Below are 19,154 nucleotides of genomic sequence, written 5' to 3'. Positions count from 1 at the left end.
GACGAACTGCATAGTTATGACAGGCTAACTGCGTAAGGTGACAGTCGGCGGAGCATAAGCTTTCTGCAATCCCCTACCCCATTAATATCTCTACCATTTGTCTTGCGGCATTGTCGGGTGCCGACTCGTTGCCAAGTCGTCGCCAGACTTCGGCATAACCTTCCTTTATGGCTTTGCGCTGAGGACTGTCGGCTATGATGGCATCGATCTCGCGTCGCACGTTTTCCTCGCGGTAGTCGGCGGCCACAAGCTCTTTCACCACCTCACGGTCGGCGATGAGGTTGACAAGCGAGACATACTTGACCTTCAGGAGGAAACGGCGGAGGAATGAGATGAGGCGGGAAAGAGGCGTGGCATAGCACACCACCTGCGGAACGTCGAATAGGGCCGTCTCAAGAGTTGCCGTACCGCTTGTGACAAGGGCGGCATGGGAGTTCTGGAGCAACGGATAGGTCTGGTCATAGACTATCTCTACCTTCCGGTTGCCAAAGAACTGGTTATAGTAGTCGTGCGGCACGCTCGGCGCTCCCGCCACCACGAGTTGGAAACGGTCGGCAAGATGGTCGGTAGCCTTCAGCATCAGAGGAAGATTGTCCTTTATCTCATGTAGTCGTGAGCCCGCGAGGATGGCGATGACCGGTTTGCCAAACGTGGGGAACTGCCCGTCGTAGGATGCCTTGAAGCGTCGCACCTCGTCGGCCGTGGGGTTGCCCACATAGTGTATGGGATAATGGTGTTTCTGTTCGAAGAACGGCACTTCGAAAGGCAGAATGGAGAAGAGTTGGTCGATGTCGCGTTTGATGTTTTTTATGCGATACTCCTTCCATGCCCATATCTTCGGCGAGATATAGTAAAACACCGGTATCGAGGTGTGCTGTTTCAGATATTTCGCTATCTTGAGGTTAAAGCCAGGATAATCGACGAGAACGACCACATCGGGTTTCCATTCCACGATGTCGCGCTTGCACAACTCCATATTGCGCAGTATGGTAGGCAGATGGAGCAATACGGGAATGAAACCCATAAAAGCGAGGTCGCGGTAGTGTCTTACGAGCGTGCCGCCTTCCTTAGCCATCATGTCGCCGCCAAAGAAGCGGAACACGGCATGAGGGTCGTGGGTCTTAATGCTATGCATGAGACACGAGGCATGAAGGTCGCCACTGGCTTCGCCTACGATAAGGTAATATCTCATAGGTTCCAGTCTTTAATATGTCCTATCATTTCGTGTGCTGTGACATCTATGGTGGTTGGTGTGATGGCCACATAACCATGAGAGAGTGCCCAATTGTCGGTATCGTCAGCATCAGGTTCGTCGTTAGTATATCCTCCAGTCATCCAATAGTAGTCATAACCATAAGGATGCGTGCATTTTACCGTTTCGTTGCCCCACGAGCCAAAAGCCATTCTGCACACCTTTACGCCCTTGAATCCGTCGGGGACGACGGGGAAGTTGACGTTGAGGCACACGCCCTTAGGCAGTCCTTCCTGTAGTACATGTCTTGTAATGGATTTTACATAGTCGGCAAGAGGCGTGAAGTCAGCCTCGGGGCTATGGTCGCAGATGGAGAACGCCACCGATGGGATATACTTCATGCACCCTTCTCGGGTGACGCCCATAGTGCCGGAGTAATGGCTGTTAACAGAGGCATTGTCGCCATGGTTGATGCCGCCGATGACCATATCTGGCCGCCGTCCGCCGCAGAGGTTTTCGAGAGCCATCTTCACGCAATCGACGGGAGTGCCGGTACACGACCACACGGTCACGCCTTCGCGCTGTCGTCTTAGTTTGAGGCGCAGAGGGTCGGTGGCAGAGAAGGCGCACGAGAATCCGCTGCGTGCCGATTCGGGGGCGCACACGATGATCTCGCCCAAGTCGCCCACCATATCGATGAGAGCCGCCAACCCCTTGGAATGATAGCCGTCATCGTTAGAAATTAATATCAAAGGCTTGCTGTTTTCCATAAAAAATGTTCTTTTGGCTGCAAAAGTACTAAAAAAATGAGTTATTTCGGCATTTTTTCGTCAAAAATGTGTATCTTTGCACGATAAAACGTGTGAATAGCGCCCGCACATGTGGGTGCGACCACAATTTAGAAGAAGAAAAATGGGAAAAATAATCGCATTAGCAAACCAGAAAGGCGGAGTGGGAAAGACCACCACCACCATCAATCTTGCAGCATCGTTAGCCACACTCGAGAAAACCGTGCTCGTGGTTGATGCCGACCCTCAGGCCAATGCCTCCAGCGGACTCGGCGTTGACATAAAGCAGATAGACTGCTCGCTGTACGAGTGTATCATCGACCATGCCGACGTGCGCGATGCCGTATATACGACAGACATTGAAGGGCTGGACATCATACCGAGCCACATCGACCTTGTCGGGGCGGAGATCGAGATGCTGCAGATAGAAAACAGGGAGAAGGTGTTGAAAAACATGCTTCAGCCCATACGCGACGACTACGACTACATACTCATCGACTGCAGTCCCTCGTTAGGCCTCATCACCGTCAACTCGCTCACAGCAGCCGACTCGGTGATCATCCCCGTGCAGTGTGAGTATTTTGCCTTAGAGGGCATCAGCAAGCTGCTCAACACGATAAAGATAATCAAAAACAAGCTCAATCCTGCACTGGAGATTGAGGGATTCCTGCTCACTATGTACGACTCGCGCCTGCGACTTGCCAACCAGATTTACGACGAGGTGAAACGCCACTTCCAGGAACTGGTGTTCAAGACCGTGATACAGCGCAACGTGAAGCTCAGCGAGAGTCCCAGCCACGGTCTGCCCGTGATACTCTACGACGCCGACTCCACTGGAAGCAAAAACCACTTGGCGCTGGCGAAGGAGATAATAAATAAGTGTTAACTATTTAACTCCCAACGACCAGAGGGAGCGACAACTCATTAACTCCTAAAAGTACAGCTACTGAGAGTTGAATACATGCGAAACATAAATTGAAGTACCATATGGCAGTACATAAAAGATACGACAGAAACGTCCTTGGACGAGGACTCGACGACATAGGCAATGGCCGTGGTCTCGATGCACTCATCGACACCGGTGAGGTGAGAACACAGGGGTCGTCGAATCTTAACGAGATACCATTGTCGCAGATATCTCCCAATCCCAACCAGCCACGTCGCGAGTTTGACGAAGAAGCCCTACAGGAACTCGCCAACAGCATACGCGAGGTGGGCATCATACAGCCTATCACGCTAAGACAGGTGGAAGACGGGAAATATCAGATCATAGCAGGCGAGAGACGCTGGAGAGCATCGCAGCTCGCCGGCCTGAGTTCTGTGCCGGCATATATACGCACCGTACAGGACGAGAACGTCATGGAGATGGCTCTCGTGGAAAACATACAACGCGAAGACCTCAACGCCATAGAGATAGCCTTGGCGTACGAGCATCTCGCAGAGACCACTGGCATGACACAAGAGAAAATCTCTGAAAGGGTCGGCAAGAGCCGCGCAGCCGTGACCAACTACCTGAGGTTGCTGAAACTGCCCGCACAGGTGCAGATGGCACTGAAAAACCGTGAGATAGACATGGGACATGCCCGCGCATTGCTCTCGATAGAGTCGCCCAGCGTACAGATAAAGCTGTTTAAGGAGATACAGAAATACAGCTACTCGGTACGAAAGGTGGAAGAGATGGTAAAGATGATAAACAGTGGCGACGACGTGCCGACGGCAAAGAAAGCAGTGACGGCGAAGGCGCAACTGCCAGAGGAGTTTAATGTGTTGAAAGACAGACTGTCTGCCTTATTTCAAGCGCCAGTTCAGATGACCTGCAACCAAAGGGGGAAGGGAAAGATAAGCATCGCCTTTGCCAACGAGGAAGAGCTGGAACGCATAATGAATGCAATAGACAGTATAGCAAACAGATGAAAAAAGAGACAATAAAAACCATGGATGCAAGACGGCTGTGTGGCAGGTGGATGGCGGCTATAGCCTTCTCCCTACTCTACTTCACGGGAATGGAGGCACAGAATATGTCCGACAGCATCGCAGTTGACAGTATCCGTCGCGAGATGGGCATTGGACAAAAGACCATCGACAAAGGCACGAAGGCCGTCGCCGAACTGCCCCTGATGCTCAACGACACCACCGTGGCGGGAAAGAAGAGAAAGGTGAAACGCGACTGGACCACCTGGAGCCCCGATCCGCAAAAAGCACTCTGGATGGCACTCGTCATACCCGGCGGAGGACAGATCTACAACCGCAAATACTGGAAGCTGCCGCTCGTCTATGGAGGCTTTATGGGCTGTCTCTATGCCATGAGCTGGAACAACATGATGTACAAGGACTATTCGCAGGCCTATCTCGACATCATGGATGCCGACCCAAACACACAGAGCTACAACCGCTTCCTCCATTTCGGCATGACCATCAACAGTTCTAATGAGGAGCGATACAAGAAGATATTCAAAAGCCGAAAAGACAAGTACCGCCGATGGCGCGACATGAGTTTCTTCTGTCTCATCGGCGTATATGCGCTCTCGGTGATCGACGCCTATGTCGATGCCGAGCTGTCACAGTTTGACATCTCCGACGACCTCTCGCTCAGGGTGGAGCCGACGGTGATAAACAACGGCAATGCGAACAATATCCTCGACGGAGCGTCGATAGGAGTGAATCTCGGACTGAGGTTCTGAAAACATTTAGATAATAAAGAAAAAAAACATAAATGAAGAAAAAGACAATACTGATGACTATCGCCCTCTTCTTAGCATCACAGGGAATAAGAGCCCAGGTGGTGAACGAAGAGGACTATGAAGAAGAAAATGAGATTACGGTAACTGACAGTCAGGGAGAAGAAGAGGTGATAGAGTTCCCTGAGGCAATGGCTTTCGAACTCGACAGTCTGCTCAACCACTACATGTCGAAAAACTACCTCACCGAAGACAACGACTGCAGAATGAAGGACGTGAACCCCGTATTCGAAAAGGAAGTGTATATAGAGAGACTCAGACGACTGCCGTCGGTCATCGAACTTCCATACAACGAGGTGGTACAGAAATTCATCGACCGCTATAGCGGACGTCTGCGCCACTCCGTTAGCTATATGCTGGGGGCTTCAAACTTCTATATGCCCATATTTGAAGAAGCATTGGAGACCTATGGACTGCCTCTCGAACTGAAGTACCTGCCCGTCATAGAGTCGGCACTCAACCCCACGGCAGTGTCGAGAGTGGGGGCGACAGGACTGTGGCAGTTTATGCTCACCACCGGAAAGCAATACGGCCTGAACGTCAACTCCCTCGTAGATGAGCGACGCGACCCGCTCAAGTCGTCGTATGCCGCTGCGCACTACCTCAGCGACCTCTATAAGATATATGGCGACTGGAGCCTCGTCATCGCGGCATACAACTGCGGACCCGACAATATCAACAAAGCCATACACAGGGCCAAGGGCGTGAAAGACTATTGGCAGATCTATCCCTACCTGCCCAAGGAGACAAGAGGCTACGTGCCTGCCTTTATAGCCGCCAACTATATCATGAACTACTATTGCGAACATAATATCTGTCCGATGGTGACACGACTGCCGGCAAAGACCGACACCGTGATGATAAACAAAAACCTACATCTCGAACAGGTAGCAGCCGTTTGCAATATCGATATCGAACAACTCAGGGCTCTCAACCCCTCATACCGTAGGGACATCGTACCAGGACTCACAGCACTCTCACCACTGCGACTGCCACAGACAGAGGTGGGACGGTTTATTGACCGCGAGGACTCGGTATATAACCACCGCGCCGACGAACTCTTCACACGCCGCGCCTTGGTGGCCGTCAACGACGACACACCCTCATACACATTCTCTAAACGCTCATCGAAAAAGAGTTCGAAGAAAAGCAGACGCTCGAGTGGAGGAAAGACCGTGACCATCAGACAAGGACAGACTCTCTCGGAGATAGCAAAGAAAAACCACACCACCGTAGCAAAGTTGAGGAGGCTCAACGGCATCAAGGGCACAAACATACGTGCAGGAAAGAAACTGAGAGTAAGATAGAATATTGTAATATATATTAATAAGGTATAGTTATGGATGACGAGCAGAAAAAAAGAGAGGAACTCGACGAGAAACTCATAGGCGATGCATACCAGCGCCTATTGGACACATACAGCGCGTCGAGACACCGACAAAAGGTAGATATCATAACAAAGGCGTTCAACTTCGCAAAACAAGCCCACAAGGGAGTGAGACGACTGTCGGGCGAACCTTATATCCTCCACCCCATCGCTGTGGCACAGATAGCATGCGAAGAGGTGGGACTCGGCTCGACAAGCATCTGCGCCGCACTGCTCCACGACGTGGTTGAGGACACCGACTACACTACCGAGGACATAGAAAACATCTTCGGCACGAAGATTGCGCAGATCGTAGATGGACTCACAAAAATCAGCGGAGGCATCTTCGGCGAACAGGCATCGGCACAGGCGGAGAACTTCAAGAAACTACTGCTCACCATGAGCGACGACATACGCGTCATTCTCATAAAGATCTGCGACCGTCTGCACAACATGCGTACACTGGCCAGTCAGCCGGCAAGCAAACAGTATAAGATAGCCGGTGAGACACTGTATATCTACGCTCCGCTCGCCAACCGTTTGGGACTGAACAAGATAAAGACCGAGTTGGAAGACCTTAGCTTCAAATACGAACATCCTGACGAGTATGCCGCCATAGAACGCAAACTACAGTCAACACAGACGTCACGACACGAACTCTTCGACCTCTTCACTTCACCCATCGAACAGGCACTCGACAAGATGGGAGTGAAATATGTCATCAAAGAGCGCGTCAAAAGTCCGTTCTCCATTTGGAACAAGATGCAGAACAAGCACGTCTCGTTTGAGGAGATATACGACATCCTCGCCGTGCGCATCATCTTCACGCCAAAGCATCGCGAAGACGAGATAAACGAGTGTTTCAATATATATGTAGCTATTAGTCAGATATATAAAGCACATCCCGACCGACTGCGCGACTGGCTCAACCACCCGAAGGCAAACGGATACCAGGCACTGCACGTCACACTGATGTCAAAACAAGGCCGATGGATAGAGGTACAGATACGCTCTGACAAGATGGACGAGATAGCCGAACAGGGATTTGCAGCACACTGGAAATACAAGGAAGGAGGAGAGATAGAGTTTACTGAAGACGAAGGTGAACTCAACGAGTGGCTGCACACCATCAAGGAGATACTCGACGACCCACAGCCCGACGCCATGGACTTCCTCGACGCCATAAAGCTCAACCTCTTCGCGTCGGAGATCTTCGTGTTCACACCTAAGGGAGAGATAAAGACCATGCCGGCAGGATGCACTGCACTCGACTTCGCCTTCTCCATCCACACCTTCCTCGGAAGCCACTGCATAGGAGCAAAGGTAAACCATAAGCTTGTGCCGCTGAGCCATAAGCTACAGAGCGGCGACCAGATAGAGATACTTACCTCGAAGTCGCAACACGTACAGCCCTCATGGATTAACTTCGTATCTACCGCCAAGGCAAAGGCGAAGATACAGGCCATACTGCGTCGCGACGGACGCGAGATACAGAAACGCGGCGAAGAAGAGCTGCGCACATTCTTCAAGAGTAATGACATCGAATATACGGCATCAGCCGCCGACCAGCTCGCCACATTCCACGACATCGCGAAACGCGAGGACTTCTTCCAGGCCATAGGAGAAAAACGAGTCATCCTCGGAGAGAGAGAGATCGACATACTCAGCGGGAAGAAGAAGGAGCACACCGGCGGACGATGGAGGCGATTCGTGCCTTTCCTCATGAACAATACCAAGGTAAAGCAAAACGAAAACGAGGAGAAACAGACGTTGCTCGTGGTGACCGACAAGCTCAACCGCAAGAAGCCCATCTTTATCACCGACGACAATATAACACAGTATAAGTTCATGCACTGCTGTCATCCCATTCCGGGCGACGACGTGTTGGGATTTATCGACAACAAGAAGCAGATAGAGATACACAAACGAGCCTGTCCCGTAGCAGCAAGGCTGAAGTCGAGTTTCGGCAACCGCATCCTAGACGCGAAGTGGGACATGCACAAGACACTCTTCTTCGATGCCACAGTGCAGATGAAAGGCATCGACCGCATCGGACTGCTCAACGAGGTGACCAACGTCATCTCACGCCAGATGAACGTCAATATCCATACGGTCAATATCACCTGCGACGACGACATCTTTGACGGAAAATTCGAGATTCGAGTCCACGACCGTGAAGACGTGAGAGTGATAATCGATAATCTCAAGAAAGTCTCCGGACTGCAGGAAGTAAGTCAGATTATGTAAATGAAGAGTTAAGAATGAAACAGATAATTATTTCCCTCCTGACATTGCTGTCACTGACAGCCACTGCCGCAAGCAAATACGACAATCCTGACACACTCGTCGTGGCACGCGACGGAACGGGAGAGTTCCGCAATATCGATGATGCCATAGAGGTGTGCAGAGCATTTATGGACTATCATAAGGTGATATTCGTCAAACGAGGCACCTACAAGGAGAAACTCGTCGTGCCCTCTTGGCTCACCAATATAGAAATATGCGGCGAGGATGTTGAGAACACCATCATCACATGGGACGACCATGCCAACATCAAGACACAAGAACGCCCAAGCGGTATGGGCACATTCCGCACTTACACCATAAAGGTGGAAGGAAGCCATATCACATTCAAGAATATCACGATAGAAAATAACTCCGCCCGACTGGGACAGGCCGTGGCACTGCATACCGAAGGCGACTGCCTCACGTTTGTCAACTGCCGTCTGCTCGGTCATCAAGATACGGTATATACCGGTGTGGCAGGTGCACGACAGTATTTTCACCATTGTTATATAGAAGGTACCACCGACTTTATCTTCGGACCCGGAACGGCATGGTTTGAACAGTGTACCATACATAGCAAGGCCAACTCCTATATCACCGCCGCCTCCACACCAGCCGACCAGCCCTACGGCTATGTCTTCCATGCCTGTCGGCTCACTGCCGACGAAGGCATCGACAAGGTATTCCTCGGACGCCCGTGGCGCGACTATGGCTACACGCTTTTTATGGAATGCGAACTCGGAGCGCATATTGTTCCACAAGGATGGCATCACTGGCAGAAAAACCGCGAAGAGACCGCCCGCTATCTCGAATATAACAACACCGGAGCGGGAGCCGACACCACTAAGAGGGTGGAATGGAGTCGTCAACTAAGCAAAAAAGAAGTTAAGAATATCACTTTAGAAGAGGTTTTCGGTGGGAACAAGCCCCCTTTTATGCAAAAAAATAAAGTTTTTTAAGCAAAAAACAAAAATTTTCCGAAAAAAACTTGATAAATATCAAACTATTGCTTAACTTTGCAGCCGGAATAGAACAAACTCCATATTGCTAAAACGAATAATAAATTTTTTATATACTAACTAAATAAAGACAAACGTATGAAACAACAGTTAAGAAGAGCCTCAATGGCTCTGGTAATGACGATGGTTTGTTTCCTCGCATTTGCGCAAAAAACAATCACCGGTACGGTAAAAGACTCCAGTGGAGAAGCCGTCATCGGTGCGAGTGTCCTTGAAAAAGGTACGCAAAATGGCGTCGTGACAGACTTCGACGGTAATTTCACCATCAAGGTTTCGGGCAAGAACCCGATCGTAGTGTCTTACATCGGTATGAAGACACAGACCGTCACGGTGGGAAACAAAACAAAACTCGACATCACTCTCGAGGACGAGGCAACAAGCCTTAACGACCTCGTGGTGATCGGTTACGGTACTGTACGCAAAAAGGACCTCACCGGTTCGGTTGCTACCGTAAACAACAAAGCTCTTGCAGAAGTGCCTGTGGCTTCGGCTTCAGAAGCTCTCACCGGTAAGATGGCCGGTGTGCAGGTGACCACTACTGAAGGTTCGCCTGACGCTGAGGTGAAGATCCGTGTGCGTGGTGGCGGTTCTATCACACAGAGCAACGATCCTCTCTACATCGTTGACGGATTCCCAGTGGAAACCATCTCCGACATCCCCGCTACCGACATCGAGGACATCACCGTCCTTAAGGACGCTTCTTCTACTGCTATCTACGGTTCGCGTGGTGCTAACGGTGTTATCCTCGTTACGACAAAGAGCGGTAAGAGCGGTAAGGTGAACGTGAGCTACAACGCTTACTACAGCTGGAAGAAGATCGCAAACACCTTCGACGTGCTCGACACCTACGACTACGCAAAATGGCAGTATGAGCTCGCCCTGTTGAAGAACGAGAACGACCTCGGCTCTTACACACAGTACTTCGGAGAGTATCAGGATCTCGACCTCTACAAGGACATCGAGGGCAACGACTGGCAGGACGTGATGTACGGCCGCACAGGTAACACCTTCAACCACAACGTGAATATCACCGGCGGTACTGACCAGGTGAAGTATGCCTTCAGCTATGCCCACATGAACGACAAGGCCATCCTTCTCGGTTCAAGCTACAAGCGCGACAACTTCAGCCTCAAGCTGAACACCAAGCCTACAAAGCGCACTACTCTCGACTTCCAGGCTCGTTACTCTGACACAGACGTATATGGTGGTGGTGCTCAGGATGCTGCCGGTGCTTACGACACCGACCGCCGTCTGAAGTACTCTGTAATCTACACCCCGATTCCTCTCGCAAACCTCGACGCCTCTGCCGGTGCTGCCGACGACGACCTCGGTAACCTCTACAACCCTGTTGAGGCACAGCGCGACAACGACATGGAGCGCGAGAAGAAGACTCTTAACATTGCCGGTTCGTTCGGATGGGAAGTTATTGACAACCTCCGTCTCAAGACCGAGTTTGGTTATGACGACTACAACCAATATGACAAGAAGTTCTTCGGTCTTACCACATATTATGTAAAGAACGTACCTGCAGGTGAAAACCAGAACATGCCGGCCATCCGTCTTATCGACACCAACCGTCATCGTTTCCGTAACACCAATACCATCAGCTACGACTTCAAGAAGCTTCTCAAGAGCGAAGACCACAGCCTTAACGTCCTCGCCGGTCACGAGTACATAATCACCAAGAAGCGTGTCAACACCAACGAGGCTCACGGCTTCCCAGTTGACTTCGATGCAGCTACTGCATGGAAGCTCACCTCTCAGGGCACTCCTTATCAGATCGACGACGTTTACAGTGCAGACGACAAGCTCCTCTCTTTCTTTGGCCGCGCCAACTATAACTACAAGGACAAGTATCTGCTTAGCGCCACATTCCGTGCCGACGCATCTTCAAAGTTTGCAGCCGGTAACCGTTGGGGGTACTTCCCTTCAGCAGCCGTAGCATGGCGTATCTCTTCTGAGCCTTTCATGAAGGGAACCAAGAAGTGGCTCGACGACTTGAAGCTCCGCTTCTCTTACGGTACTGCCGGTAATAACAACATCCCTGTTGGCCAGCTCTCGCAGACATATGAGCTCAAGACTTCTACCTGGGTGAATGGCTTCACCAGCTTCTGGGCTCCATCGAAGACTATGGCAAACCCAGACCTGAAGTGGGAGACCACCATCACACGTAACGTTGGTCTCGACTTTACACTCTTCGGCGGCAAGTTGAGCGGTAGCGTTGAGGCTTACCTCAATACAACCAAGGACCTTCTGATTGCCTTCCCTGTAGGTGGTACAGGATATGACAACCAGTATCGTAACATGGGTGAGACAGAGAACAAGGGTCTTGAAATCACAGCCACATGGCACGCTATCAACAAGAAGAATGTCGGTCTTGACATCAATGGTAACATTGGTTTCAATAAGAATAAGATCAAGGACCTCGGTGCTATGGAAGACTTCGGTTGGAACAGCCGCTGGGCTTCTACCGAAATCGGTCAGGACTACTGGCTCGCTGTTGGCCAGCCTGTAGGACAGATTCGTGGCTACCAGTGCGCAGGCCGCTACGAGGTTAGCGACTTCGAACGCTACGACGACAAGACCGGCAAGTGGATCCTGAAGGAAGGTGTTGCCGATGCTACTCCAGTTATCGGAACAGTACGCCCAGGATCGCTTAAGATTGTTGATCAGCCGGGTGAAGACGGTAAGGGCAACGGCACTATCGGTGAGGAAGACAATGTCATCATTGGCGATGTCAACCCAGATTTCTCAGGAGGTTTCGGAATCAATGCCCGTGCTTACGGCTTCGACCTTTCAGCACAGTTCAACTTCTCTGTAGGCAACGAGATATATAATGCCAACAAGATTGAGTTCACATCTACAGGTAAGTATCAGTATCGTAACATGATCACCGAGATGGCTGACGGCAAGCGCTGGACCAACCTCAATGCCGACGGTACACTCTGCAACGACCCTGTTCAGCTCGCCGAGATGAACAAGAACACCACCATGTGGTCGCCTTACATGAGCAAGATGGTGCTTACAGACTGGGCTATCGAGGATGCTTCGTTCCTCCGTCTGAACACACTCTCTCTTGGCTATACACTGCCGGCTGCCATCACCAAGAAGGCAGGTATCAACAGCCTCCGCTTCTACGTAACAGCATACAACGTGTTTACCATCACCGACTACTCAGGTGTTGACCCAGAGTCTGACTGTATCCGCACCACTTCGCTCACACCATGTGTTGACTACTCAGGTTATCCACGCAGCCGCTCATTCGTAGTAGGTATGAACTTGAACTTCTAATATATATAAATAAGGTACATATTATGAACAAATATATAAAATCATCAGTTTTGGCTATGTCTCTTGCCGCTGTGGTAAGCTCATGCGACATGGATGCGCCAACGATATCCACCTTGGATGAGTCATCGGTGTTCTCCACCTACTCTCTTGCCGAAGCTGAGGTGATGTCCATCCACATTTCTTTCGGCGAGACCAACTCTTACCGTGGTCGATTCCTGCCTTACTATGGACTTAACACCGACCTCGAGACCGGTAGTGGTACATATCCTTCACTCAAGGACCAGGCAACAGATAAGCAGGGCTTGTGGAATTACTCAACACTGCCCACCAACGGTCAGATGAATACCGACAACAATGCCTATGCAAAGTTCTATGAAGGCATTGAGCGTGCAAACCTCGCTATCGAAGGCATACGCAAGAATGGCAATATAGAGCAGAACAAGGATATGGCTCACCTCCTCGGCGAGGCTCTTACCCTTCGTGCCGTGGTTTACAACGACCTCGTGAAGGCATGGGGCGACGTGCCTGCCCGCTTCGAGCCAAACAATCCTACCAACGTTTATCTGCCACGTACCAGCAAGGACACAATCTACAAGCATCTTCTTGCTGACCTCGCTGAGGCTGAGAAGTATTGCTACTGGCCAAAGGAAAGCTCCATCACCAAGACGACAGAGCGTGTGAGCAAGTCTTTCGTCAAGGCTCTTCGCGCACGTATCGCTCTCTACGCCTGTGGTTATGCTCTCCGCAGCAACGGCTACACACGCTCTTCTGACCCTGAACTCACTCAGGACAAGATGATGCAGATTGTGAAGGACGAGTGTATTGACATCATCAACCAGGGCTGCAACAAGCTCGGCGACTTCAAGTCAAACTTCGTGAAGCTCTGTCAGGACAACGTCACAGCCGGCGACGAGTCTCTTTGGGAGATTCCGTTCTCTGACGGTCGTGGACGTGTGCTCTACACATGGGGTGTTAAGCACAATGCCAAGGACCAATATACTCAGCAGGCTCAGGGTGGTGTAAACGGCCCGATGCCTTACCTCTACTACGACTACGATGTTGACGACATCCGCCGCGATATCACCTGCGTACCTTACGACTGGAGCAAGGAACTCACCGAGGGCAAGTCTCACCAGCAGCTCCGCGCCATCAACAAGTGGTGCTTCGGCAAGCTCCGCTACGAGTGGATGAAGCGTATCGTCACATCTACCAACGACGACGGTGTGAACTGGCAGTACATGCGTCTTGCCGACGTTTATCTCATGGCTGCTGAGGCTGTCAACTATCTCGACGGACCTTCTTCAGCTTGGCAGTATATGAAGCCGGTGCTCGACCGTGCCCTTCCTGCTGAAAAGGTTGCTGCTCTTCAGGCAAAATATACCGCAAGCAAGGAGGCATTCCAGGCTGGTATCGTTGAGCAGCGTGCTTTTGAGTTTGCAGGCGAGGCTCTCCGCAAGGCAGACCTCGTGCGCTGGGGTATCATCGACGAGAAGATGGCCGAGGCAAAGCAGAAGCTTACTGACCTCGCAAACCGTCAGGGTGCATACGCCGACCTGCCAGAGAAGATCTACTGGAAGCTCGCCGACAATGGTGAGGACATCCTCATCTACGGTCTTAACCACGGCGACACCGACGACCAGGGATCTAACCTCAAGGAAGACGGTTACGCTGCAAAAGACTGGTTTGTGGCAAGCAAGGACGGCTCAAACATCATTACCGACGACTATATAGAAGGTATATACGTCAAGAAGCCAAGTCTCAACTACTTCTGGCCTATCTGGCAGACCTTCATCGACAAGAGCAATGGTATGCTCAACAACGATGGCAACCTCGGCCAGCTTTAATCCACGTTGAACAATAATCAATAACAAGAAAGATTATCATGAACAAAAAACTTATATATACAATGATGTTAGGGTTGGGTTCGCTCGCCCTTACATCTTGTGGCGACGCTTCTGAAGAACTCACCAGCGTACTGCTTGGCCGCGACTTCGCTCCTATCGGACTTGAGGCAAAGAGTGCCACAGAAAACAGCATCACTCTCGAATGGACAAAGTCGCACGATGACGTGACTTACACCATCGAGATATTCCAGGACGACAGCCTCACCTTCGAGGGAAGCCCAAGTAACACCTGGACTGACATTGAGTATGCAAAGGTAAAGGTGACAGGTCTCATATATGACACCAAGTATTCAGCTCGTGTGATGACCGTAGATAATAACGACGCAAGCCGCAACTCAAAGTGGAGCACCGTGTTCTTCCGCACGTCAGCCCAGCAGATATTCAACTCTGTCTCTGAGAGCGACATCGCCGACCGTAGCGTCATCCTCACATGGCCTGCCGGCGAAACTGCCACAGCTGTTCGAGTTTATTCTGACGAAGCACTCGTGAAGGAGCAGGCTCTCACTGCCGACGAAGTGGCTGCAGGCAAGGTGATCGTTGACGGACTCACTCCCGAGACAGCCTACACCGTTCGCCTCTACAACGGCGAGAAGCAGCGTGGTTCAAAATCGTTTACTACCATCGCCGACCTCAACGGCGCTACCCTTGTACGTCCGGGCGACGACCTCCGTACCATGATCGAGGCAGCTGAGGATGGAGAGGTGTTTGCTCTCTTCGGTGGCAAGTATGGATTCCCCGACTCTGAGGAAGAGGGTAAGACAAGTGCCGCCAAGGTTACGAAGAGCATCGTCATTAAGGGTATCTATCCGACAAACATCCCTGTTATCCAGGGTCGTTTCGAGATCTACGACGGTGCATCTCTTGAAATCAACCAGGTGATCATCGATGGTTCTACCAACTCAACCACCGACCAGGCATTCAACTTCAAGACAGCCGACGTGACATATCCACAGCTCCTCGTCCAGAACTCTGAGGTTTGCAACTTCGGCAAGGGTGTTTACTACCTCAATGTTGCTGCTACAGTCAGCAAGCTCGAGTTCAACAACACCCTCATCCATGGTATTGAGTGCGACGGTGGCGATATGTTCGACTGCCGCAAGGGCCGTATCGACGCTCTGAACTTCATCAACTGTACCATGTACAACAGCTGTGCAGCACGCGACTTCATCCGCTACGACGATGCTTCTTCGCTCGGCGGCTCACCTGTAGTCACTGTTGACGGTTGTACCATCGACGGCTGTGCCAACGGCGGCAAGCGTCTGCTCTATGTACGCTACAAGGGCAACTCTATCGTTTGGAAGAACAACCTCGTCACCAACACAGGTGCCGTATGGAGCAACCAGGCGAAGACTGGCGTTCCTGAGTTCCAGAACAACGCATACTTCAACTGCTCTAAGCTCAACGTCCTCGACGGTGCGGACGGTGGCAAGACCAACCTCTTCATCGACGAGCTGGGCAAGCCTGTTGACGATCCTAAATATAAGGATGCCGCCAACGGCGACTTCACCATTGGCAACGAAGATGTCAGCAAGCTCAAAGTTGGCGCTTCACGCTGGTATAAGTAAGACATAGTTTGTCTTTCGATAGTATAAAAACCGATAGCGGGTGGCATCGTGAGATGTTGCTCGCTATTTTTTTAGTGAGCAAGGCTATTTGTTTACGTAAAGGTTTACGTTTCTTTTTCTATAATTGTCATTGAAAAGTTTGTTGAAGTGCAAAACTTTTAGTAACTTCGCATCGGATAATATATAAAATCATCATTTATGAGAAGAGTTCTCGTTTCTTTTATATTTCTTGTTTGCTGCGTGGTGACCAACGCCCAGCAGTTTCGTCAGGAGTTTGGTTCTCCCAGGAAGACATTCGTTGAGGTAGTGGCAGTGCCTGACCATAGCGACAGTCATTACACAGAAGGGCAGCCTGCCACCTTACGTATTTATGCTCGCGAGGGAGGAGTGCCGCTCAATGGTGTCACCGTGAAGTATAAGGTTGGACCGGAGATGCTTCTGCCGGCCAACGCTGACTCCACCGTCTTTGTTGGAGGCGAGGCGGTAATACGTATGGGCACGATGGCTGAGCCAGGATTCCTCGCTTGTCAGTATGAGTTTATGGCAGGAGGGAAGCTACAGCGCGACCTCGTGAAAGTGGCGTATTCGCCAGAATCCATCCGTTCGTTTACAGTCATGCCGAAAGACTTCAGCAAGTTTTGGCAGCGTGCGCTGCGCGAAGCCCGTAAGGTGGAGCTCTCTCCTGAGTATTTTGACGTGCCTGACGCCACTGACGACAAGATAGAGACCAAGCTCGTCAGACTGCATGTAGGCAAAGAGAAGTGGATCTATGGCTATCTCTCCCGTCCGTTAGACGGCAAACAGCATCCCGTGGTGCTTGTTCCGCCAGGAGCGGGAAGTCAGAAGATCTATCCTTCCGACTATTTCCCAAAGGCAGGCATGACATATCTGAAGGTCGAGATCCACGACAACGACCAGCGTCTGCCTGACGATGAGTACAATAGTATGCGTGCAGGGAAATGCGCGGGATATATGCGTCGTGGAATGGCTTCCAAGGACACTTACTATTATAAAGATGTGTATGTAGGATGTGCCCGCGCCGTTGACTTCCTCTGTTCGCTACCCGACTGGGACGGCAAGAACGTCATCGTCACAGGAGGTTCGCAAGGCGGCGCTCTGTCAGTCATCACGGCCGCTCTCAACGAGAAGGTCACCATTTGCGCCCCGTTCTATCCGGCACTGAGCGACCTCACTGGTTTTCTTCATGACAGGGCGGGCGGTTGGCCGAAGTTTTTCTCGGGTACTTATGCTGACGGAGTCGTCGATATTCCAGTAGAGCAGGCGTTGGAAACTCTCCCTTATTTTGATGTGGTCAATTTCGCGCGCACGCTGCGTGTCCCCACCTTTATGAGTTGGGGGTACAGCGATGACACCTGTTCGCCTACGTCTATCTGGTCTGTATGGAATGAGATCGCCGCTCCCAAGCAGTTTGACATCACCCCAAGCAGCGGCCATTGGCGTTTCCCTAACAGTCAGGACAAATGTTTCAAGTGGATGATGTCCAATCTCGAATAAGAGGCCGCTTTGTTCATCTTCATGAGTTAACAGCCCTTGCTTGCTAAAGTAGAGTATATCACCTTTTTCTGAAACTATTCTAAAAAATATTAGAATTCTTGGTTGGACAAAAATAATGTTGTACTTTTGCAGACAATAAAAAATGAGCGATAATATGAAGAAGATGATACTTTCAGCCCTATTGGCACTATCGGTCAATATGGCTATGGCACAGGGCGATGTTCTGCAGACTGCAACGATGAAACGCGACCTTACGGCAAAGGTCAACGAACAGGTGTATTTCCCCGAGACAGTGCCACCTGGAAACTACAGCGGAATAACATGGCTTGGAGGCAGCCTCTATGCCGTCGTTAGCGACAAGTCGAAGCGCGACGGATTCTTTATCTTCCACATAAATATCGACCCCGACACCGGACAGATCTCACATGCCTATTCCAACGAGTTTCGTGGCGAGGACTATGCCTGCCGCGACAACGAGGGCATAGCCTTTGTGGCACAAGACTCCACCATATTTATCAGTGGCGAGACTGGTAACAGAATTCTTGAATACCGTCTCGACAATGGTCATCGTACAGGACGTGAGCTCGCCGTGCCCGACAGTTTCCGGCAGTCGAGACCAAACCTCGGCTTCGAGTCTCTCTCTTACAATCCTGTCACACGCAGGTTTTGGACTGTCAGTGAGAGCGTGTTGCCTATGGACGGAGAGGCATGCACCCAGAAGAACAAGAAGCAGAACAACCTACGCCTTCTCTGTTTTGACGAGAACCTGAAGTTTGTAGCTGAGTACCCTTATCTGATGGACTATCCTGTACTGAAGTCGAAAACGGCAAATGGATATGCCATGGGGGTGGCAGACGTATGTGCCCTTGACGACGGCCGAGTCATAGTGCTTGAACGCGAACTCTATGTACCGAAGATGAAGTTAGGGTCGTTTGTAAACTGTAAGCTGTATGTGGTCGATCCTTCTGAGGAAGGCTATTCGGTGGCTTTGCACAAGAAGTTGTTGACTCAGTTTAAGACCGTCATCAAGGGAGTGAAGAACGACTTTGCCAACTATGAGGGTATGTGTCTCGGTCCGAAGCTCAACGACGGTTCGCAGGTGCTTGTGATGATATGCGACTCACAAGACCAGAAAGCCAATGTCTTGCACGACTATCTGCGCACGGTGATCATCAAGTGAGTGATGGTTCAGAGGAGGCTATATCTACCAAGCTGCCGTTGCTCTTGGTGCGCATCTCGTTAAGTTGCAGAAGCATCAGCAGCTGTTCATGTGGCAGACGGCCCTGTTTAATGAGTTTCTTGTTGTATTTCCACCAGTTGAGCAGTCCCCGGTTTTCAACCTTCTTCTTGTCGGGCAGTTGATGATGCTCGGCTATGTAGGCTTTGAGAAGGTCGTAGTTCTGTTGCCATCGTAAAGCGTTTTTCATATAGATATTCTTTAACTTCTTTAACCTCCTTAACTTCTTTAACTTCTTTAACTTCCTTAACTT

General features: G+C 50.7%; 14 protein-coding genes. 11 read left to right on the top strand and 3 right to left on the bottom strand.

What is annotated here, in order from left to right:
* Positions 1 to 73 precede the first annotated feature (73 nt).
* Together lpxB and surE are read right to left on the bottom strand one after the other, a co-directional pair.
* The gene (gene lpxB, locus CIK99_RS01815; RefSeq protein ID WP_094379175.1) at positions 74 to 1,192 is read right to left on the bottom strand and encodes a lipid-A-disaccharide synthase; all 1,119 of its coding nucleotides are present in this window, start codon (positions 1,190 to 1,192) and stop codon (positions 74 to 76) included.
* Complete coding sequence (gene surE, locus CIK99_RS01810; protein ID WP_094379173.1) at positions 1,189 to 1,962, bottom strand: 5'/3'-nucleotidase SurE; 774 nt, start codon at positions 1,960 to 1,962, stop codon at positions 1,189 to 1,191. The genes lpxB and surE overlap by 4 nt, the downstream gene beginning before the upstream one ends.
* Before the next feature lie 142 nt (positions 1,963 to 2,104).
* Here surE and CIK99_RS01805 point away from each other — a divergent pair, with 142 nt between their 5' ends.
* From CIK99_RS01805 to CIK99_RS01755, 11 genes are all read left to right on the top strand, one after another.
* On the top strand, positions 2,105 to 2,866 hold the full coding sequence (locus CIK99_RS01805; RefSeq protein WP_094379188.1) for a ParA family protein: 762 nt from the start codon (positions 2,105 to 2,107) through the stop codon (positions 2,864 to 2,866).
* A gap of 101 nt (positions 2,867 to 2,967) precedes the next feature.
* Entirely contained in the window at positions 2,968 to 3,894 is a 927-nt protein-coding gene (locus CIK99_RS01800; RefSeq protein WP_094379171.1) for a ParB/RepB/Spo0J family partition protein, read from the top strand.
* Positions 3,891 to 4,661 carry a DUF5683 domain-containing protein gene (locus CIK99_RS01795; RefSeq protein WP_254047686.1) on the top strand — a complete coding sequence of 257 codons (771 nt, stop codon included), beginning with the start codon at positions 3,891 to 3,893 and terminating at the stop codon, positions 4,659 to 4,661. Before CIK99_RS01800 ends, CIK99_RS01795 begins: the two co-directional genes overlap by 4 nt.
* A gap of 32 nt (positions 4,662 to 4,693) precedes the next feature.
* The gene (locus tag CIK99_RS01790; protein ID WP_094379169.1) at positions 4,694 to 6,025 is read left to right on the top strand and encodes a lytic transglycosylase domain-containing protein; all 1,332 of its coding nucleotides are present in this window, start codon (positions 4,694 to 4,696) and stop codon (positions 6,023 to 6,025) included.
* A 32-nt stretch (positions 6,026 to 6,057) separates the two neighbouring features.
* A complete protein-coding gene (locus CIK99_RS01785) occupies positions 6,058 to 8,331 on the top strand; it encodes a bifunctional (p)ppGpp synthetase/guanosine-3',5'-bis(diphosphate) 3'-pyrophosphohydrolase (RefSeq protein ID WP_094379167.1) in 2,274 nt (757 codons plus the stop codon).
* Positions 8,332 to 8,345: 14 nt separating this feature from the next.
* Positions 8,346 to 9,329 carry a pectinesterase family protein gene (locus CIK99_RS01780; RefSeq protein WP_094379165.1) on the top strand — a complete coding sequence of 328 codons (984 nt, stop codon included), beginning with the start codon at positions 8,346 to 8,348 and terminating at the stop codon, positions 9,327 to 9,329.
* 138 nt (positions 9,330 to 9,467) lie between these two features.
* Positions 9,468 to 12,680, top strand: a complete 3,213-nt coding sequence (locus tag CIK99_RS01775; protein WP_094379164.1) for a TonB-dependent receptor — start codon at positions 9,468 to 9,470, stop codon at positions 12,678 to 12,680.
* Between the two features lie 23 nt (positions 12,681 to 12,703).
* Positions 12,704 to 14,524 carry a RagB/SusD family nutrient uptake outer membrane protein gene (locus CIK99_RS01770; RefSeq protein WP_094379162.1) on the top strand — a complete coding sequence of 607 codons (1,821 nt, stop codon included), beginning with the start codon at positions 12,704 to 12,706 and terminating at the stop codon, positions 14,522 to 14,524.
* Between the two features lie 38 nt (positions 14,525 to 14,562).
* On the top strand, positions 14,563 to 16,149 hold the full coding sequence (locus CIK99_RS01765) for a fibronectin type III domain-containing protein (RefSeq protein ID WP_254047685.1): 1,587 nt from the start codon (positions 14,563 to 14,565) through the stop codon (positions 16,147 to 16,149).
* A gap of 198 nt (positions 16,150 to 16,347) precedes the next feature.
* A complete protein-coding gene (locus CIK99_RS01760) occupies positions 16,348 to 17,664 on the top strand; it encodes an acetylxylan esterase (protein ID WP_094379160.1) in 1,317 nt (438 codons plus the stop codon).
* Positions 17,665 to 17,818: 154 nt separating this feature from the next.
* Positions 17,819 to 18,844: an esterase-like activity of phytase family protein gene (locus tag CIK99_RS01755; RefSeq protein ID WP_254047684.1), complete on the top strand. Its 1,026-nt coding sequence runs from the start codon at positions 17,819 to 17,821 to the stop codon at positions 18,842 to 18,844.
* Here the strand turns inward: CIK99_RS01755 and CIK99_RS01750 are convergent.
* Entirely contained in the window at positions 18,837 to 19,091 is a 255-nt protein-coding gene (locus CIK99_RS01750; protein ID WP_094379158.1) for a helicase associated domain-containing protein, read from the bottom strand. The genes CIK99_RS01755 and CIK99_RS01750 overlap by 8 nt on opposite strands.
* Between the last annotated feature and the right edge of the window lie 63 nt (positions 19,092 to 19,154).

The organism is Prevotella sp. P5-92 (assembly GCF_002251245.1).
Lineage (GTDB): Bacteria > Bacteroidota > Bacteroidia > Bacteroidales > Bacteroidaceae > Prevotella.
This window is presented reverse-complemented; position numbering and strand designations above follow the sequence as displayed.